At 63.6% G+C, this 18,793-nt stretch carries 19 protein-coding genes; 12 read left to right on the forward strand and 7 right to left on the reverse strand.

Going from position 1 to position 18,793, the window contains the following annotated elements; translation table 11 throughout:
* Positions 1–11 precede the first annotated feature (11 nt).
* The 3 genes from ABCW42_RS07930 to ABCW42_RS07940 are packed head-to-tail and all read right to left on the reverse strand — an operon-like array spanning position 12 to position 2,132.
* Complete coding sequence (locus tag ABCW42_RS07930; RefSeq protein WP_423184323.1) at positions 12–542, reverse strand: hypothetical protein; 531 nt, start codon at positions 540–542, stop codon at positions 12–14.
* Positions 535–1,347: an alpha/beta hydrolase gene (locus tag ABCW42_RS07935; RefSeq protein ID WP_423184324.1), complete on the reverse strand. Its 813-nt coding sequence runs from the start codon at positions 1,345–1,347 to the stop codon at positions 535–537. Before ABCW42_RS07935 ends, ABCW42_RS07930 begins: the two co-directional genes overlap by 8 nt.
* On the reverse strand, positions 1,344–2,132 hold the full coding sequence (locus tag ABCW42_RS07940; RefSeq protein ID WP_423184325.1) for an alpha/beta hydrolase: 789 nt from the start codon (positions 2,130–2,132) through the stop codon (positions 1,344–1,346). The genes ABCW42_RS07935 and ABCW42_RS07940 overlap by 4 nt, the downstream gene beginning before the upstream one ends.
* A 101-nt stretch (positions 2,133–2,233) precedes the next feature.
* Between ABCW42_RS07940 and ABCW42_RS07945 the strand changes: the two genes are divergently transcribed.
* Positions 2,234–3,043 carry a lysophospholipid acyltransferase family protein gene (locus tag ABCW42_RS07945; protein ID WP_423184326.1) on the forward strand — a complete coding sequence of 270 codons (810 nt, stop codon included), beginning with the start codon at positions 2,234–2,236 and terminating at the stop codon, positions 3,041–3,043.
* A gap of 73 nt (positions 3,044–3,116) precedes the next feature.
* Complete coding sequence (locus tag ABCW42_RS07950; RefSeq protein WP_423184327.1) at positions 3,117–4,532, forward strand: class II 3-deoxy-7-phosphoheptulonate synthase; 1,416 nt, start codon at positions 3,117–3,119, stop codon at positions 4,530–4,532.
* Positions 4,533–4,634: 102 nt separating this feature from the next.
* Here ABCW42_RS07950 and pknB read toward each other — a convergent pair whose 3' ends face one another.
* Together pknB and ABCW42_RS07960 are read right to left on the reverse strand one after the other, a co-directional pair.
* Positions 4,635–6,698 (reverse strand): Stk1 family PASTA domain-containing Ser/Thr kinase, encoded by a 2,064-nt coding sequence (gene pknB, locus ABCW42_RS07955; RefSeq protein WP_423184328.1) that lies wholly within the window; start codon positions 6,696–6,698, stop codon positions 4,635–4,637.
* A gap of 74 nt (positions 6,699–6,772) precedes the next feature.
* A complete protein-coding gene (locus ABCW42_RS07960; protein ID WP_423184329.1) occupies positions 6,773–8,137 on the reverse strand; it encodes a LysM peptidoglycan-binding domain-containing protein in 1,365 nt (454 codons plus the stop codon).
* Here ABCW42_RS07960 and ABCW42_RS07965 point away from each other — a divergent pair.
* Both ABCW42_RS07965 and ABCW42_RS07970 read left to right on the forward strand, forming a co-directional pair.
* Positions 8,082–8,402 (forward strand): hypothetical protein, encoded by a 321-nt coding sequence (locus tag ABCW42_RS07965; RefSeq protein ID WP_423184975.1) that lies wholly within the window; start codon positions 8,082–8,084, stop codon positions 8,400–8,402. The two genes, ABCW42_RS07960 and ABCW42_RS07965, sit on opposite strands and share 56 nt — an antisense overlap.
* Positions 8,395–8,748: an Rv2175c family DNA-binding protein gene (locus tag ABCW42_RS07970; RefSeq protein WP_423184330.1), complete on the forward strand. Its 354-nt coding sequence runs from the start codon at positions 8,395–8,397 to the stop codon at positions 8,746–8,748. Before ABCW42_RS07965 ends, ABCW42_RS07970 begins: the two co-directional genes overlap by 8 nt.
* 113 nt (positions 8,749–8,861) lie before the next feature.
* On the opposite strand, the gene ABCW42_RS07975 is transcribed toward ABCW42_RS07970, so the two are convergent.
* The gene (locus tag ABCW42_RS07975) at positions 8,862–9,953 is read right to left on the reverse strand and encodes a polyprenyl synthetase family protein (RefSeq protein WP_423184331.1); all 1,092 of its coding nucleotides are present in this window, start codon (positions 9,951–9,953) and stop codon (positions 8,862–8,864) included.
* Complete coding sequence (locus tag ABCW42_RS07980) at positions 9,950–10,237, reverse strand: hypothetical protein (protein WP_423184332.1); 288 nt, start codon at positions 10,235–10,237, stop codon at positions 9,950–9,952. The genes ABCW42_RS07975 and ABCW42_RS07980 overlap by 4 nt, the downstream gene beginning before the upstream one ends.
* Between ABCW42_RS07980 and ABCW42_RS07985 the strand changes: the two genes are divergently transcribed.
* From ABCW42_RS07985 to ABCW42_RS08020, 8 genes are all read left to right on the forward strand, one after another.
* Positions 10,236–10,481 (forward strand): hypothetical protein, encoded by a 246-nt coding sequence (locus tag ABCW42_RS07985; RefSeq protein ID WP_423184333.1) that lies wholly within the window; start codon positions 10,236–10,238, stop codon positions 10,479–10,481. The two genes, ABCW42_RS07980 and ABCW42_RS07985, sit on opposite strands and share 2 nt — an antisense overlap.
* Before the next feature lie 189 nt (positions 10,482–10,670).
* Positions 10,671–11,873 carry a DNA polymerase IV gene (gene dinB, locus ABCW42_RS07990; RefSeq protein WP_423184836.1) on the forward strand — a complete coding sequence of 401 codons (1,203 nt, stop codon included), beginning with the start codon at positions 10,671–10,673 and terminating at the stop codon, positions 11,871–11,873.
* 236 nt (positions 11,874–12,109) lie between these two features.
* Positions 12,110–12,472, forward strand: a complete 363-nt coding sequence (locus tag ABCW42_RS07995) for a DUF3040 domain-containing protein (RefSeq protein ID WP_423184334.1) — start codon at positions 12,110–12,112, stop codon at positions 12,470–12,472.
* 396 nt (positions 12,473–12,868) lie between these two features.
* Positions 12,869–13,300, forward strand: a complete 432-nt coding sequence (gene mraZ / locus ABCW42_RS08000) for a division/cell wall cluster transcriptional repressor MraZ (RefSeq protein WP_423184335.1) — start codon at positions 12,869–12,871, stop codon at positions 13,298–13,300.
* Positions 13,301–13,500: 200 nt separating this feature from the next.
* Complete coding sequence (rsmH, locus tag ABCW42_RS08005) at positions 13,501–14,499, forward strand: 16S rRNA (cytosine(1402)-N(4))-methyltransferase RsmH (RefSeq protein WP_423184336.1); 999 nt, start codon at positions 13,501–13,503, stop codon at positions 14,497–14,499.
* Positions 14,496–15,188: a hypothetical protein gene (locus tag ABCW42_RS08010; protein WP_423184337.1), complete on the forward strand. Its 693-nt coding sequence runs from the start codon at positions 14,496–14,498 to the stop codon at positions 15,186–15,188. Before rsmH ends, ABCW42_RS08010 begins: the two co-directional genes overlap by 4 nt.
* Before the next feature lie 42 nt (positions 15,189–15,230).
* Positions 15,231–17,027: a peptidoglycan D,D-transpeptidase FtsI family protein gene (locus tag ABCW42_RS08015; RefSeq protein ID WP_423184338.1), complete on the forward strand. Its 1,797-nt coding sequence runs from the start codon at positions 15,231–15,233 to the stop codon at positions 17,025–17,027.
* Between the two features lie 118 nt (positions 17,028–17,145).
* Positions 17,146–18,789: a UDP-N-acetylmuramoyl-L-alanyl-D-glutamate--2,6-diaminopimelate ligase gene (locus tag ABCW42_RS08020; protein WP_423184339.1), complete on the forward strand. Its 1,644-nt coding sequence runs from the start codon at positions 17,146–17,148 to the stop codon at positions 18,787–18,789.
* Positions 18,790–18,793: the final 4 nt, after the last annotated feature.

Here is an 18,793-nt window from a genome sequence, read left to right on the forward strand (position 1 = left end):
GCGGTGCCTGGTCAGACGCGTGCGCCGTCGTCGTTGTCGTCTTTTTCCTCGGGGAGCTTCATGATGAGGTACACCACCGAGCCGAGGAACGCCGCCAGGATGCCCATGACCGCGAGCAGCGGCGCGGAACGCCAGAACATGGCGGTGAACAGCAGCGCGATGGGTCCACCGACAGCGCCGAGCCACGCTAGCATGGTCATCGGTTCGGTACCGGCCAGGCTGGGAGGCTCTTCCGGTACGAAGCCGCCGTCGTCCTCTGCGCCGTAATCGCGCGGGCCCGCAGCTCCGCCGGCTTCCTCGTCCACGGACTTCGGCTCCTCGGCTGCCTGCCTGGACAATCCAAGCGGGTCGAAGTCCCTGAAGGAACGGGGCGCGGCGGAGTTCTGGTCCGGGCGGCGGCCAGCGGCGTCCTCGGGTGGCAGCGGCTCGTCCGGCGCCGTGGACGGCATCGATTCGAGGCGCGCTACGAGATCGAGCCAGACGGCGTCGTCGTCGTTATTGGCGCTCTGGTCCGCGGAGTCCGGCCCTGGCCTGTTATTCATGGCGTGAATCCCGGAGCTCGGAACCGGACGGGGAACGGCCGGCATCTGCGCCGATCCTGGCCATCGTCTTCTTGATGAATTCGGCGGAACCGCGGAAGATCTCCGGGGCGTCGTTGTCGAGGGTGGCAACGTGGTAGCTGTTTTCGAGGGCGGTGAATTCCAAAGGCGCAGTGACGCTTTCCTTCAGTTTCCTGATGCTGAGATCGGAAATGACGTGGTCCACGGTGGACCGGAAGACCCGGACGGGCGCGGAAATGCGGGGGAGGAGAGCCAGCGTGTCCTTGTACAGTTTCTTCAGTTCGTGGGCGGCCGCAACCGGAGTCCTCGGGTAGGCGCCCTCCTCGACGCCCGGCTTGCGGATGTCATTCGCAATGGCCGGCGTTGTTTTCATCACGTATTTGAGGGCGCCGACAATTGCTGACCGGGGGTCGTCGATGACCAGCCCGGGATTGACGACGACGGTACCGGCCACCGGGCGGGTGGCCGCGATCCGGAGGGCAAGTGTTCCGCCCATGGACAGGCCGGCGGCGAAGACGAAATCGCATTCGGACTGAAGCTCGAGATAGGCGGCATCGACTGCGTTGTGCCACTCTTGCCAGCGGCGCGTGGACATGTCTTGCCAGCTCGTCCCATGCCCCGGAAGAAGGGGCAAACGGACGGCGTACCCTTCGGCCGCTAGATACTCGGCCCAAGGGCGCATGCTGTGCGGACTGCCCGTGAAACCGTGGCTCATCACGACGCCGACGCGCGGGCCATCGCCGGTGGAAGTACTGGCGTAGGGCGAAGGATCAGGGAGAGTGTTCATGATGACTCCGAGGCTACTCTGTTGGCGGCATGCTGGAGGAAAAATCTGGAGGATTCGGCAAGTATTGTGGGTGCGTCCACGTCGAGGGTTGCAACATGCCCGCTGCGGGGCAACGTGACAACCTGGAAGTCCCGCGAACCGAGGCGGCGCCGGATCATGGACAACGAGCTCGGTGGCACCACGCTGTCCCGGGCCGACGCGAATAACAGCGTCGGGGCCGAGACCGCCGGCAGTGACCGGTAGCTGGACCGGAAGAGTTTCTTGAGTTCGTGCACGGCTGACAGCGGGGTCCGGGAGTAGTCGCCGTCGTCCGTGGGTGTCGCCGTCGGTTCCTGTTCCTCGACCGGGGCGGTGGTGCGCATGAAGTGCTTGAGCGCGCCGACGTAGCGGACACGGCGGTCGTAGAAACTGAGTCCGGGGTTGACCACGGCGACGCCGGAAACCGGATGCCTTGCGGCTACCCTCAGCGCCACCGCGCCGCCCATCGACAGGCCGGCGACAAAGCACGAAGCCGTCGTTTCGGCGAGGGCAAGGTAGCTCGATTCGAAGGCGCCATACCAGTCGTGCCAGCTGGTGCGGGCAAGGTCCTGCCAGTCCGTTCCATGGCCGGGCAACAAGGGGACGTCCACCGCAAAGCCCTGGTCAGCCAAATATTCGGCCCAGGGAAGCATGCTGAGCGGGCTGCCGGTGAAACCATGGCAAAGGGCTATTCCCGTACCGGCGTTGGGCCCGTGGCCCGGGTAGTGAAAAGGGCCGATGGCGCCCGCGACACCGCTTTCCGTCATGAGTACATCGTGTCACTGTTCGGGACATTTCTCACTGGAGTAGGGTGTCTTCTGGGCGCGGACGGGATGCCGCGCAGAGTCCGCCCGCGAGAGGAACCGACGTGTTCTATTGGGTCATGAAGCGGATCTTCCTGGGTCCGATCGTCAAATTGCTGTTCCGGCCGTGGATCAAAGGCCTCGACAATATTCCCCATGATGGTGCGGCGATTCTCGCGTCGAACCATTTGTCGTTTTCGGACTCGATTTTCATGCCCTTGATGGTGCCGCGGCCTGTGGTTTTCCTGGCCAAATCCGAATACTTCACCGGCACGGGGCTCAAGGGCAGGCTGACTGCGTTGTTCTTTCGGCTCACCAACCAGTTGCCGATGGACCGTTCCGGCGGCGCGGCATCGGAGTTGTCCCTTCAGGCTGGCAGGGACATCCTGACGGGAGGAGGGCTTCTGGGCATCTACCCGGAGGGAACACGCAGCCCGGACGCGCGGCTTTACCGCGGCAAGGTCGGGGTCGCCAAACTCGCGCTCCAAACACGGGTCCCCGTGGTTCCGGTGGCCATGATAGGAACCGAGAAGGTCCAGCCCATCGGCAAGAGGCTGCCCAACATCCGGCGCATCGGTATCATCTTCGGCCAACCCCTCGACTTCAGCCGCTATTACGGGCAGGAGGAGGACTACGCCGTTCAGCGGGCAGTCACCGATGAGGTCATGTACGAGCTCATGCGGCTCTCGGGGCAGGAATATGTGGACGAATACGCCGCCGTCGTCAAACAGCGGCTCGCGGGCCAAAGCACAACAGCGGTGTCCGCAAAGGAGCAGACTCGGGGCGGTACGGATTCGGCGGCCGGGCCCGTCCCGGCCGATGGCGCTCCGGCGGATTCCTTGCCGGACGACGACGGCGACACGCCGGTGCCGTAAGTGTGACGGCCTGCCCGTTGCTGGTTACGGGGGCCGTGCGCAGAACAGTGGACAAGGCAATTAGGCTTGGAGGGTGACTGAGTTATCCGCAAACCCCGCACCGCCTGTAATCAGCCCGCTGGCCAGCCCCATGACCAGCACCGCGCAAAGCGGCGCGGCAAACTATCCCGGCTTGGACGACTGGCGGCAATTGCCTATCTCGCAGCAACCCACGTGGTCCGATTCCGCCGTTTTTGACGCCTCGGTCAAGGAACTTTCCGTGCTTCCGCCGCTGGTTTTCGCAGGCGAAGTGGATGTCCTGCGTGAGCGCCTGGCCGCCGCGGCCCAGGGCAAGGCGTTCTTGCTGCAGGGCGGGGACTGTGCCGAGACGTTCGAGGACGCGACGGCGGACAAGATCAGTGCGCGCGTCCGCACCATCCTCCAAATGGCGGTGGTGCTCACTTATGGCGCCGCAATGCCTGTCATCAAGATGGGCCGCATGGCCGGGCAGTTCGCAAAGCCGCGGTCTTCGAACGATGAGACCCGCAACGGCGTGACGCTTCCCGCCTACCGGGGAGACATCGTCAACGGCTACGACTTCACCCCGGAGTCCCGCGCGCACGACGCCAGCCGCATGCTGAAGGCGTACCACACCTCGGCTTCCACCCTGAACCTTATCCGTGCTTTCACCCAGGGGGGCTTCGCCGATCTTCGCCTGGTCCACCTGTGGAACAAGGGCTTCACGGAGAACCCGGCCCATGCCCGTTACGAGTCCCTCGCCCGGGACATCGACCGTGCCATCAAATTCATGGATTCCTGCGGCGCCGACTTCGAAGCGCTCAAGCGAGTGGAGTTCTTCGCGAGCCACGAGGCATTGCTCCTGGACTACGAGCGCGCCTTGACCCGGATCGACTCCCGTACTGGACTTCCCTACGACACGTCGGGGCACTTCCTGTGGATCGGCGAGCGTACCCGCGAGCTCGACCACGCCCACGTAGACTTCCTGTCCCGTGTCCGGAACCCGATCGGCGTCAAGCTCGGTCCTGGCACAACGGGCGATGATGCGCTGCGGCTGATCGACAGGCTGGATCCGAACCGCGAACCGGGGCGGCTCACGTTCATCACCCGCATGGGTTCGAAGAACATCCGCGAGAAGCTGCCGGCCGTCGTCGAGAAGGTCACGGCGTCCGGCGCACAGGTTCTCTGGGTCACGGATCCGATGCACGGCAACACCGTCACCTCGCCGAATGGCTACAAAACCCGCAACTTCGACGACGTCGTGGACGAAGTGCGCGGCTTCTTCGAAGTCCACCACGGTTTGGGCACGGTCCCCGGTGGCTTGCACATGGAGATGACCGGCGATGACGTCGCTGAATGCCTCGGCGGTGCGGACCCGATCGACCAGGACGCGTTCCTCGACCGCTACGAGTCCGTGTGCGACCCCCGCTTGAACCACATGCAGTCCCTGGAGATGGCATTCCTGGTGGCTGGAGCCCTGGCGCGGCCATAAGGGACGCCACCCATAGTTCCAGCAGGCAATGGTGCCAACAGTAAAGGCGATCCGGAGGATTCCGGATCGCCTTTACTATTGGGCTTCCAAGGCATTGTGCTTCTACACCACCGTCAAGGTAACGGTGGATCCTTCCGGCGCGTCCCTGTCCACTGGGTTTTGGTCGCGTACTGTGCCGAAGAACCCGCCCAGGATGTTGTTGACCTTGACGTCGAAGCCGAGTGATTCCAACGCCTTCCGGGCGGCATCGGCCTGCTTGCCGATGTAGTTTGGAACGTGCACTTGCTTCGGACCCTTGGACAACGTGATCGTAACCGCCGCGCCGCGGGTGAGCGTTCCGTTGGCGGGGGACTGGCTAACTACCGACCCCGACGGGACTTTCTTGTCGAATACCGGGTCCGGGGCGATGGTCGCGGTCAGCCCGGCGTTGGTGATCGCTTGCACGGCGGCCTGCTGGTCCATGCCGCGGACGTCCGGCACGGGCAGGGGTTGCGGGCCCTTGGATACGGTCAACGACACCTGGGTACCGTGGCGTACCGACGTGTCCTGGGCGGGCGACTGCGAAACGATGGAGCCTGCCGGCACGGTATCGTCATACTGCTCCGTTACCTTGCCGAGCGTCATTTCGGCATTGCCCAAGGCGTTCTTGGCTTGGTCCAGCGTCAGGCCCGCCAAAGCCGGAAGCGGAAAAAGTTGCGGTCCCTTGGACACGAAAAGCGCCACCGGTTGGAATTTCCGCACGACCTGGCCCGAAGCCGGTTCGGTTCCTACAGCCAAGCCGGCTTGCACGTCGTCGTCGAACACATCCCTTGGTTCGGATTGGAAACCGGCGGTCCGAAGCAGTTGCTGGGCCTCGGCGACTGTCTTGTTCTTCGTGTCCGGAATAGTTCCGGGGGAACCGGGTCCCATGCCGAAGAACCATCCCGCGGCGCCGGCCAATATTGCGAGGACAATCACGACGACGATCCAGACGATGGCGCGGCGCCGGGGATTTCCTTCGCGCAAGGTCCGCGACGGAGTCGCCGCGGCACGCAGGCGGTCCTTTTCCTCTTGCCGGGCAATCCGCTTGAGGTCCCGTTTGCTTGGCAGCGCATCCTGCCGGTCCAATTCCCCGGTGTAAACCGCTGCGGGGGGCAAGGACGACGGCATCACCGTGGTCGGGTTGCGCTGCCCGGAGATGATATCGGTCGGGCGTCCGATCCTTTCCAAGGTCTCCGTGCGTCCGTCGTCGAAAGGAGCAACAATGGCGGTTGCCGCTGCGGTCCTCGGTTCCGCGTTCACGACGGCGGCCGCCGCGGCAGGCGGGTTGAGGTCCAATTGTGCGTCGCTCAGGGTTGTCCGGATGTGCCGCAATTCGGACAAAAGGGCCGAACCGTCCACCGGACGGTCGTCCGGCTCCTTGGCAGTACACCACTGGACAAGTTCGTCGACGTCGGCGGCGAGTCCGGGAACAGCGAGCGACGGCGGTGCGACCTCGGCGTTGACGTGCTGGTAGGCGACCTGGATGGGAACATCGCCGGCATAGGGCTGCTTGCCCGTGAGCATTTCGTAGAGCATGATGCCCGTGGAGTAGATGTCGCTCCGGGCGTCCGCGGGCTTCCCGAGGACCAGTTCGGGCGCCACGTAGGCGACCGTGCCGATCAGGGCGCCGGTGCTGGTGTTTGCGGTGACGGCCCGCGCGAGTCCGAAATCGCCGACCTTGATTCGACCGTCTTCGGCTATCAGCACATTTTCCGGCTTGATGTCGCGGTGTATCAGGCCTGCGGCATGGGCGGCCGCGACGCCTTCGATAACGGGGTCGATGAGTGCGAAAGCCAGCCGTGGGGGGAGCGCCTTCTTCTCGTTGAGGACATCGCGAAGGGTATGGCCCTTGATGTACTCCATGACAATGTAGGCAATGTGGCCGTCTTGTCCTTGGTCGAGGACACCGACCACATGCGGGTGGGACAGGCTGGCGGCGGCCCGGGCCTCGCGCTGGAGGCGATCGAGGAAATTCTGGTCGTTGGCCAAGTGGGGATGAAGTACTTTGAGCGCGACATCGCGGTCGAGCCGCTCGTCGGTGGCGAGGTACACGGTGGACATGCCACCGCCCGCAAGGCGTGAACGCACCAGGTAGCGCCCGTCCACGCGGGATCCGATGAGATGGTCCGAAACTTGTTGCTGCACCCTTCGATCCTAGTTGAGCAAAAAAGAACGGGCCCGAACCATCGATGGATCCGGACCCGTTTTTACAGCTGGAGTCAGCTGAACTTCTTTTGGAGTGCCTTGATCGAGGCGACGTACGCCTTCGTGTCGTCGTACATACCGTGCTTCTGGACTGAGTATTGGCCCTGGTAGTAGCCGGCGATTGCGTTGTCCTCGTCCTTGCTGGTGCTGACAAGGGCGCGGATGATCGCGATTCCGGCAGTGACGTTGTCATAGGGGTCGAGAAGGTTGAGCTTGCGGCCCACCAGATCCGAAGCCCACTCGCCGGAGGATGGAATCACCTGCATGGTGCCGATGGCGTTCGCGGGCGATACCGCGCGCTGGTTGAAACCGGATTCCTGGTAGGCGAACGCCATGGCCAGGGACGGATCGACGCCCATGCGCCGCGCCGTGTCCGCAACGATACCTTTCATCTGGGCTGTGCTCGGAACAGGTGAGGCGTTGAGCAAGGCCTTGTTCGCATTGGCGGAACTGACGACCGCCGCAGGGTAGGTGTAGCCGAGGAAGGTGCTGGGGACCAGCGGGGCGGCGGGAGCCGGGGCCTGCGCAGGGCCGGAGGCACCGGGGATGGCGAGCTTTTGCCCCGGGTAGATGATGGTGGACATAGACAGGTGGTTCGCCGAGAGGAGCGATGAAAGGGATACTCCGAGGCGTGAAGCGATGCCGCCCAGCGTGTCGCCCACCTTGATGGTGTACGCGCCCGGTCCGGCCGGGGCCGGTGCGGAAGGAGCAGGTGCCGCGGGGGTGGACGGCACCGACGCAGGTGCCAAGGTGATTCCGCCGTTGCCGCCGTTGAGCTTGATCTGCTGGCCGGGGTAGATGATCGACCTGCCGTCGAGGCCGTTCCATGCGAAGACATCGGACAGGGCCACGCCGTTGCGGGCGGCGATGGCGCTCAGGGTGTCGCCTGATTTGACCGTGTAGCTTCCCGACGACGGGCTTGCTGCCGGGGTCGCCGCGGCGGGGGTGATCGATGCCGGAGCGAGGGTTCCGGAGCCGCTCAGCTTGATCTGCTGGCCGGGGTAGATGATCGTGGTGGCCGTCAGGCCGTTGAGCTGGAGGACGGTGTCCGTATCAAGCCCGTAGCGGGCGGCGATACCGCTGACGGTGTCGCCGCGGACAATTGTGTACGTGTCAGGGACGCCAGGCGCCATTGGCTGCACCGACGTCGGAATGCTGGCGGCAACGGCCGAGGCCGGAATGACGTTGGCGGCAACGGAGGCCCGGGCTTCCATCGCGGCGGCCAGTGTAGCCGGGATGCGCTGGGGCTGGGGCGCCGGGAGGGCGGAAGCCGGTTGGGCAATCGCCAATGAGGAGAGCATGACGGCGGGCAGGGCCGCTGTAGTGGCCGCAATTATTGGCATGCTCGATGTCTTTTTGGGCGAGCGCAGCGTCGTCATGGGAGCAGTCCTCATCTCAGCAGCGGGTTTGGGGAAAGCCGCTGCTGCCAGTGATACCAGTGTTACTAAAGTGAACAGTGATCCAGTTGTTATCGATGGTACAGCTGATACAGGTGATACAAATGTGATCAATGCGAATCTCTCATACTTTTTGATTCCGCACAAGAAATCCCGGTTCGGGACAAATGGCGGTTCCAAATCCGACGGGACGGCAAACCGGCTAGGCGGGAAGTGCAAGCCCGTGGCAATCTTGTTTCGTGAGTAATGTAGAAAGCCTCGTTTCCGATTGGTTGCCGCTGCCCGACGTCGCAGAGCTGCTGAACGTTCCAATCACCAAAGTCCACGGTCTCTTGGATGAACGTGCTGTGGTCGCGGTAAGGGTCGGGGAGCGGAACATCCGTTCAATTCCCGCCCTTTTTATTCAGGATGGCCATGTCGTGGACAGCCTGAAGGGCACAATCGCCGTGCTGGGCGATGCCGGGTTTACGGATGAGGAGCTGGTTGGGTGGCTCTTCACCTCGGACGATTCGCTGGGCGGACGCCCCATTGATGCGTTGCGTGAGGGCCGCAAGACTGAAATCCGGCGCCGGGCGCAATCACTGGCCTGGTAGTTGGCACCCGGGCTAAACACGTTAAATACGGAGGTGGCGGCAGGAAACTGCCGCCGCCTTTTCATTTAACACAGGGCGGTCATTTTACTTTTCTTGTGTTGTTAGGCAAGAGTTCATGCCGCCCGGCTGACAGCCGCCTCTGCCAGTTGGCGCAGCGCCGTGAGCGGCAGCTCCGTCAGTGGAAGGCGCTCAAGCGCCTCGAAAGCTTGGTTGCTGAGTTCGTCGATCAGTGATTCGGTAGCGTCAAGGGCCCCGCATTCCACGATGATCCTCCTGAGTTCGGCCACTTCGGCCTCGCCCAGGTCCTGCCTGCCAAGCATCGTGTCCAGGTACGTCGAATCGGCTGGATCCGCCTGGTTGACTGCGTACCCGACCAGGACGGTCCGCTTGCCTTCCCGCAGGTCGTCGCCGGCAGGCTTCCCGGTGGTCCCGGGGTCGCCGAAGACGCCCAGGATGTCGTCGCGCAACTGGAAGGCTTCACCCAGCGGCAACGCGAAAGCGGAGTATCCCTGCAAGAGTTCATCGCTGGCACCAGCCAACGCACCGCCGAGTGCCAACGGGTGCTCGGTTGAGTACTTTGCCGACTTGAATCGGATGATGGATTGGGCCCGGTTCACGGCGCCGGCCCTGTCGCGGACGGGCCCGGCGACTTCCTCCAGGATGTCCAGGTACTGTCCGGCCATTACTTCCGCACGCATGAGGTTGAAGATCCGCCGCGCGGTGGTGCCGGAGGCCGCCCTCCTGCCAATCTGCGTGAACACCTCTTCGCTGAAGGACAAGCACAAATCCCCGGTAAGGATCGCGGCAGCGTGGCCGAACCGCTCACTGTCGAGCGCCCAGCCTTCGCTTTCGTGAAGTTGGCTGAAGCGCTTGTGGACGCTCGGACCTCCGCGCCGCGTATCCGAACGGTCGATGATGTCGTCATGGATCAAGGCCGCGGCTTGGAAGAGTTCCAAGGCACAGCCCGCCGTGATGATATCGGAGTGGGCGGGCTCGCCGCCGGCTCCGCGCCAGCCCCAGTAGCACATGAGCGCCCGAAGCCTCTTGCCGCCGGTCACCAGGCTGGTGATGGAACCCATAAGCGGGGCGACGTCGGGCGAGATAGTGGCCATGGTGCCTTGCTGCCCGCCCAGGAAGCCATGGAGGTTGGCTGCGACGTCGGAGACAAACTGGCCCTGTTCGGCACGAATGCTTCCTGCCGTCACTTGATGGACCCCGGTGCGACGTTTGCGCCGATGGTAAAGGTGGACTTCCCCGCGTTTTCGACCACTGAGATGTTTACTGTTTCACTGTCTCCGCGAAGGAAGTCCTTCGACCTGATGGTTCCCACCGTGCTGCCTGGAACTTCCTTGAAGCCTTGGGCCGTGAAGGCCGACGTATAGAAGGCCACGACGGCGTCGGCCGGCGCGGCGATGGTACCGACCAGCGCGACCGAGGCAGGAGAGCTGTTCTTGTCGAAGCTGCTGGATTCGACTGCGGCCTGCGGCATGAGAGGAATCAACTGCTGGGGGAAGCCCGGCACCAAGGACCCGACGGAAGCGGACGCCCCGGCCGTTGCAGAGGAAGAACTCGTGGCCTGGGGGCTTGCCGAAGGGCTCGAAGGCGAAGCCGATGTTGGTGCCGAAGACGCGGGCGCCGGTACTTCCGACGGAGCGCTGGAGGTCGGCATCCCCCCGCACGCGGAGAGGCTCAACGCGACCCCCACGGCCACTAATGCCAAGGTGGCGGGTTGAGGCTTTCCAAAGAGCTTCACAGGGATTTCCTCCTGGGGACGACGCCGGATGCTGCCTCCAGTTTAGGTGCCGGACGCAGCCTCCAGTTTATTCAGTACGGCGGCATAGGATTTCCATGTGAGACCACATGCGGAGGACAGCGGGCGCGGCGCCGGTCCCGACCCCGCAGCCCTCCCCGGCCCCGCCGCTTTGAGGGAGCTCAGGCGGACCAGCATCCTGCACGTAGACATGGATGCCTTTTTCGTCTCAGTCGAATTGCGCACACGTCCCGACTTGCGCGGGAAACCCGTGATCGTGGGCTTCCCCGGAGAGCGTTCCGTCGTGTTGTCCGCATCCTACGAGGCCCGCTCGACGGGCGTGAGGTCGGCCATGCCAATGGCGAACGCCATGCGGCTGTGTCCCGCGGCGATCATCATCGAACCCCGCCACGGCGTCTACTACGAGGTCTCACGGCAGCTGATGGGAATCTTCGAATCCATCACCGACCTCGTCGAGCCCTTGAGCGTGGATGAAGCGTTCCTGGACGTTGGCGGCGCGATCCGGAGGCTCGGGCCGCCGCTCGAGATCGGACACCTGATCCGACGCCGGGTTGCGAGCGAATTGGGGATTACCGCCTCCGTGGGAATCGCGGCAAACAAATTCGTGGCGAAGATCGCGTCCACGCGCTGCAAGCCGGACGGCATCCTCCTCATCGAGGCCGGGCAGACCTTGGCGTACTTGCACAGCCTTCCCGTCAGTGCCCTGTGGGGTGTCGGCGCGAAAACCGCAGACGTCCTTGCCAGGCTCGGTATCCGTACTGTGGCCGATGTCGCCGCCACCCCGCCCGCATACCTGAAGAAGGTCCTCGGAGCATCCGGGGAGCACGTCCACAGATTGTCCATGGGCATGGACCCGCGGCCAGTAACGCCAGTCCGCTTGGAAAAGAGCATCGGTTCGGAAGAGACGTTCTCGGTGGACACTTGGGACGATGCACTCCTGCACCGCGAATTGCTTCGGCTTTCGCACCGGACCGCCTCGCGTCTGAGAAATGCCGGCATGCTCGCCCGGACGGTCGCCTTGAAGCTCCGCTATGCGGATTTCTCGACGATCAGCCGCAGCAAGACCGTACAAACTCCAGTGGACAGCGCCCAGTTGATCTACCAAGTGGCAAGTCAATTGCTGGCCTCACTGGGGCAGCGGCCCATGAGCGTTCGCCTTGTTGGTGTCCGTGCTGAACAGCTTGAACCGGCCCAGCAGACTTCGTTGCAACTCAGCCTCGACCGCAGGGACGACAACTGGCGTTCCGCCGAGCAAGCACTCGACAAGGTGGCAGAGCGGTTCGGGAGCAAAACCGTCCTGCCGGCGCGCCTTCTCGAACCCCAACCCGGCCCTGACCGGCCGGAGGTCCCCTGACCCCCGGAACGGTGCCTCGTGCGGCCCCGGCGTGTCTTTCAGAACAGCGGCCAACAAACTATCCTAGAGATACACAGATTTAGACCGTCTGGATAAATTGCTCCGCCGTGTCTGTTCCGTGCGACCGAGTTCACAAGACGAGGTCTCCGGGAACCTTTTAACGGATTCGTCCGTTCAAGGGAACAGAGGCGACGGCCGTGGCGTATTCAGGCGCTGGCCGACTAAAGGAGGTCGCGATGCCCCTCTCGGAGCACGAACAGAAGCTTCTCGAGCAACTCGAAAAGCAACTGCATGAGGACGATCCAAAGTTTGCCAATTCAATGGGCTCGGACCCCATTCGCTCATGGTCCACCAGGCACATCGTTATTGGCGTTCTAGGCACTATCGTCGGAATCCTCTTGTTGTTGGTAGGTGTGTCCTTACAGAACATCTTCCTCGGTGTGTTGGGCTTCGTTGTCATGGGGGCCGGTGTTTACTTCGCAACCTTGAGAAGGGCTGCGGTCGGCAAGACGAAGAGCGCCAAACCCGGCAAGAGCCGGAACTCGTTCATGAGCAACCTCGAGGAGCGCTGGGACGAACGGCGCCGCGGCGAGGAATAATCCCGGCGACGACTCTTTGCAGGGACAATCCGACGGCCTCACGGTGAGCAGGTAGCCAAGACCTCCACAATCCTCCACCCCGCTCTCGTCACGAAGCGAAAAGACCCGAACTTCGGGTCTTTTCGCTTTTAACCCGCCTTTTGGCGGCGCTGGGCACCGTAGTCCGCCACTTCCGTGCCGCCGTCGCGCCCGCTACGGGGACAGGGCCGAAATGCCCTCCACTTCCACCCACTCCCGCAATGGCCTGTGTTTTCGCGCACCTGGGGGCGCAAGTGGGGTCGAAACACGCCGGATTGCGTTGACTGTGGGGGCTTGTGGAGTAAAGTGGAGCGCGTAAGAGGGTAGTGGCGGCATGGGGCAGTTGCAGGCACCTTTGACAGACGGGGCGGTGGACCAGTGTTTCTGGGTACACATTCGCCGCGGCTGGACGAGAAGGGCCGAATCATCCTCCCCGCCAAGTTCCGCGAGGAACTTGCTGACGGTTTGGTTCTCACCAGGGGCCAGGAGCGTTGCATCTACGTCTTCAGCCAGCGGGAATTCGAACGTATTCACGAGTCCATGCGGGAGGCCCCCATCTCCTCCAAGCAGTCGCGCGACTACATCCGGGTTTTCCTGTCTGGAGCCTCAGACGAGGTACCTGACAAGCAGGGGCGCGTGACGATTCCGCCGGCGCTCCGGACGTACGCAGGTCTCGATCGGGAATTGGCGGTCATTGGCGCCGGGACCCGGGCTGAGATCTGGGACGCCCACGCTTGGGAGGAATACCTGGCCGAGAAGGAAGCCGCTTTCTCGGAGACCGACGACGACAACCTCCCCGGTTTCATCTAGAAGCCGGACCCCGGAAGTACCACGGTTTCTTGGACGGGATCTCCAGCCGCCCATCGCAGTGTTTTCCTGGCTCACCTTCCCCGGAGCCAGGCGGACCCTGCGATAGGCGCGGATGGGGATCCGGCCCAAGAAGCCAGAATCCAACGCAAGAAACTTGACCGGCACACGAACCCAAACTGGCGAAGCACTGAGGAGGCCGCATGGATGAGCAAAGCACGCCCAAGCCGACCTCCGAGCGACATGTACCGGTACTGAAAGACCGGTGCATCAATTTGTTGGCACCAGGTTTCGAAGCAGCCCGCAGCCGTGGCGAAACCCCCGTAGCCATCGATGCGACGCTGGGGATGGGCGGGCACTCGGAAGCAATGCTCCAGCGCTTCCCGGACCTGCATCTCGTGGGGATCGACCGTGACGAGGAAGCCTTGGCGCTCGCAGGGGAGAGGCTGGCTCCTTTTGCGGCCCGGACTGATCTTGTCCATGCTGTGTACGACGAAATCGAAGACGTCCTTGACGATCTCGGTATCCCGGCTGTGCACGGCATCCTGATGGACCTTGGTGTGTCGTCCCTGCAATTGGATGAGCGGGAGCGCGGCTTCGCCTATTCCTACGACGCTCCGTTGGACATGCGGATGGACACCAGCCGCGGCCAGACTGCCGCTGACGTCGTCAACAACTATTCCGAGGAAGACCTTGTGCGGATTATCCGCGCATGGGGCGAAGAGAAGTTCGCGGGCAGGATCGCGAACCGCATCGTGTCGGCACGCGCCGCCAAGCCGTTCACAACCACCGGCGAACTGGTCGAGCAAATACGGGGCGTTGTCCCGGCCGCAGCGGCGAAGTCCGGCGGACACCCTGCGAAGCGCACGTTCCAGGCATTGCGGATCGAAGTCAACGAAGAGCTCGATGTCCTGGAAAGGGCCGTACCGGCTGCGCTCTCGGCCACGGCCATGGGAGGACGCGTAGTGGTGATGTCTTACCACTCGCTCGAGGACAAGATCGTCAAGTCCGTCTTTCAGTCCCGGTCCAAGTCCTCCGTGCCCCTGGGTTTTCCCGTGGAGCTGGAGGAGCACAAGCCGGAATTCAAGACCTTGACCAAAGGCACGGAAGTGCCGACGCCCGAAGAAATCGCCGAAAACCCGCGAGCCGCATCCGCCCGCCTGCGGGCCGTGGAACGCATCAAAGCGAGGAGAACAGCATGAGCACCGCCGCCGCGAAGAGCCTGCCCACCACGGTAGGCAACACCGCGCGTGCCCTGCCCGTCCCGGGTCCGGAACGCGAAACCCCCCGCAAGTCCCGGACCCCGCTCTCGCTCGTACGAAGCGCCCCCGGAAGGCGCCGGACTCCGTTTGTGGTCTTTTGCTTTGGCGTGCTCGCTGCAGCCTTGCTGACTGTGCTGGTGCTCAACATCTCCGTTTCCACCGCGCAGTACGACCTCGTGACGCTCAAGAACGACGCCGCGTCGCTGACTAAGCAGAACCAGGACCTGACGCAGCAGGTACAAAGCTTCCAGGCTCCCCAGAACCTGGCGGCCAAGGCCACGGCACTGGGAATGGTACCTTCCACGGTGACGGGCCAGATCGATTTGAACAGTTTGGCGGTCACAGGGAAGGCTACTCCCGCGGCGAAGGGGCAGGATCCCGGAGCCGTCATCCCGGCTCCTGCGCTCGGAGGCCAGCCGAGTGCAGTTCCTTCGGCACCCGCCAACGATTCGTTGGATACCCGCAAGCCCGCGGCGGCAACTGATCCGACGTCGAACCCGTCGAAGGCGCCGGCAACGCCGACAGCCCCCGCGGCAACGCCTGCGGCTCCCGCCGCTCCTGCGCCGCCGGCCGTGGACCTGCACGGTGGATCGGTCCCCGCTCCGCAGCAGAAGGTGCCCGGACAGTAGCGTCCACCCGACCTGACCAAGGGTAAACAGCGAGGATTCAACGTGGTGCAAAGTACCGGCAAATCGAAAATCAAGAGAACGCCGGCGGCGAAGAAGCGCCTGCGCATCGGCCTCGGCATCATGCTGACGTTGTTGCTCGTGGTGGGGGGAAAGTTGTTCCTCGTCCAAGGCCTGGACGTCGGCGGGATGGCTGAAGCCGCATACAAGAACCGATTGACCACCACCATCCTGCCGGCGGAGCGAGGCAAGATCCTGGACGCGAACGGCACTGTCCTTGCAAGCAGTGTGATCCGCTACAACATCGTGGTGGACCAGACCGTCAATACCAACACCTCGGATTTCTCGCGGTACAACGCCCAAACCCAGGGCATCGACAAGATTTCCCGCTCGCAAGGAATATCGGAACTCGCCAACGTCCTGGGCATGGACGTGAACCAAGTCACCCAGGCCGTCACCGGCGACAAGAAGTACAACATCATCGCCAAGGAAGTGAAGCCCGAGGTCGAAGACCAAGTTGCGCAACTCCACATTCCCGGCGTCGTGTCCGAAGGCACCAGCAAGCGGGTTTACCCCAACGGGAGCGTAGCCGGGGGAGTGATCGGCTTCCTCAAGGACGGCACCACCGGCCAGGCAGGGCTGGAGCAGACCCAGGATGACCAGCTGAAAGGCACTGACGGAAAACGTGTGTTCGAGATCGGCGCCGACGGCCTCCGCATCCCCGTGGCGACCGACCTGCTGACCCCCGCGGTCAACGGCAAAGACGTCAAGCTGACGCTCAACACGGATATCCAGTACTTTGCGCAGCAGGCCGTCCAGACCCAGGTCAACCAGCTCAACGCGGAGTGGGGTTCGATCGTCGTCGAGGACATCAAGACCGGGAACATCATCGCCATGGCGGACACGAACGCCCCCGACCCCAACGATCCCGGCAAAGTGGCAGCCGCGGACCGCGGCGTGCGATCGGTGACTGCGGCTTACGAGCCCGGTTCGGTGGAGAAGATGATCACGGCCGCGGCTGCGATCAATGAAGGCAAGTCCAGTCCGTTGGACACTTTCACGATTCCCCCTGCGGTCACTATCGATGGGCAAACCTTCACGGACGCATTCGACCACGGAACCGAACAGCGGACCCTTGCCGGCATCCTTGGCTATTCCATGAACACCGGCACGGTGATGGTAGGCAGCCGTTTGACCAAGCAGCAGCGCTTTGACTACCTCTCGCGGTTCGGCATCGGCCAGGCTCCGGACATCGGTTTGCCGGCCGAAACGACCGGCATCCTGGCCACGCCGGATCAATGGGACGAGCGCCAGCAATACACCGTGCTGTTCGGCCAGGGCGTCTCACAGTCCACCCTCCAGACTGTCCGGGCCTACCAGAGCGTAGCCAACGGCGGCGTGATGCTCCAGCCCCGGCTCATTGACGGCTACATCGGTGCCGACGGAGTCGAGCAGAAAGTGCCGGCCCGGGATTCCCGGCAGGTTGTCACCAAGGAGACCGCGCAACAGGTCCGGGACATCCTTGAGAGCAACGTCACTGAAGGCGAAGTGAAGGACGCCGCGATCGATGGCTACCGGGTAGGTGCCAAGACCGGCACGTCCCAGGCGCCCCGTGAGGACGGGCTGCCCGGCTTCGACGGTTACACCGCGTCCATCATTGGCATGGCCCCCATGGACGATCCCCGGTTCATCGTTGAAGTTGTCGTGCAGCGGCCGAAGGGCAGCATCTACGGCATTACGCAGGGCCCGATTTTCCGGTCTGTCATGGGCCAGGTCCTGCGTACCTACAACGTGCCGCCATCCACGGGAACCCCGGTGAGGTTCCCGCAGTACGCCAAGTAAGTCAGATTCGCCAAGTAAGCTTGTTGGGCATCTGTCCGGCCACACCACGATCCAATGCGCCGCTTCCGGGAGCGATAGTTCCTGCGCGGCCAGATTTACGAGCACCAACGGAGACCCCTTGTCAGAGCAGAATGACGACGTATCGATCCCCGCTGGGAATCCGCCGGCCGCGGACAAACCGGCGTTCCGCCCTGCAACGGTCGCGTCCGTTCCGCTGGCGGCCATTGCCGACAGCCTGGGGATCGTCCTGCCGGCAGACTCAGGCGACAACACCTCGGTAACCGGCGTCTCCCTCAACTCGCGCACGGTTGAACCCGGAGACCTCTATTTGGCATTGCCCGGCGCTGCCCGGCACGGAATCGACTTCGTCCAGGAGGCCGTTGACGCGGGGGCAGTTGCAATCCTGAGCGACGAGCACGGCGCCCGCCAGCTGGCGCTCAGCGATTCGCTTGCGGTTCCGGTGCTCGTCGTGGACGACCCGCGTGCCGCCGTCGGGCCTGTCGCTGCCCTCGTCTACCGCAGCCAGCCGGAGGATGGACCGTCTCCCACGCTTTTCGGTGTCACGGGAACAAATGGCAAGACGACCACAACCTACTTCATCAACTCGCTCCTCCGTTCGCTCGGCAAGACGCCGGGCCTGATCGGGACGATTGAGATTCTGGCTGGTGGAGCACCCATCCCGAGCCTCCTGACCACCCCGGAGTCCACGGACGTCCACGCGTTGCTCGCGCTCATGAGGGAACGCGGCTTGGAAGCGGCTTCGATGGAAGTCTCATCGCACGCGCTTTCCTTCCATCGTGTGGACGCGGTGACCTTCGACGTCGCGGGTTTCACCAACCTCACGCAGGACCACCTGGACCTCCACGGAAGCATGGAGGAATACTTCAGGACCAAAGCCGAACTCTTCACGAGTACGCGGGCGCGTTCCGCCGTCGTAACCGTCGACGACGAATGGGGACGGCGGCTCGCCGCGGAGGCCGGGATTCCGGTGACTACCTTGGCGGTTGCGCCCGGCACGGAAGCCGACTGGATTGTCGCGGCGGCCGCTCCGCGCGGACTTGGAACGGATTTCGAGTTGCGGAACAGCGATGGCACCGTCCTGCGCGTCCACACCGGCCTGCCCGGCGATTTCAACGTCGCCAACGCAGCCCTTGCGACCACCATGGTGCTCGCCTCCGGCGTCGACGTCCAAACGCTGCAGGATGCCCTGGACGCCTACGATCCATTCACCGTTTCCGTTCCCGGGCGGATGCAGCTGGTTTCGGACGCACCGGCGTCGGTGGTTGATTTCGCGCACAACCCGGACGCCCTCGCGAGGGCGCTCGAAGCAGTACGTTCGACGGAGCCGGATTCGCGTGTCATCGTTGTTTTCGGTGCCACCGGCCAGCGCGACCAAGGCAAACGGCCGACCATGGGCGCCATCGCCGCACGGCTTGCCGACGTCGTTATCGTCAGTGACGACGACCCGCACGACGAAGACGCGGCGACCATCCGTGCGGAGGTCCTTGCCGGAGCCCGCGCTGCCCACGAGAGCGAGCACCTCGCCTGCGAAATCCTTGAGGCGTACCCGCGGGATGCCGCCATCCGGCGCGCGGTGGAGCTCGCTACCGAGAAGGACACCATCCTGGTTGCCGGCCGCGGTCACGAGGTGTGGCAGGAAGTCAAGGGAGTCAACCTTGCCCTCGACGACCGGGTGGAGCTTCGTGCGGCCTTGACAGCCAGGGGATTCAAGGTTTCCACGAACGAGCGGATAGAGTCCTAGACCG

The sequence above is a fragment of the Arthrobacter sp. NyZ413 genome, from assembly GCF_049390645.1.
Lineage (GTDB): Bacteria > Actinomycetota > Actinomycetes > Actinomycetales > Micrococcaceae > Arthrobacter.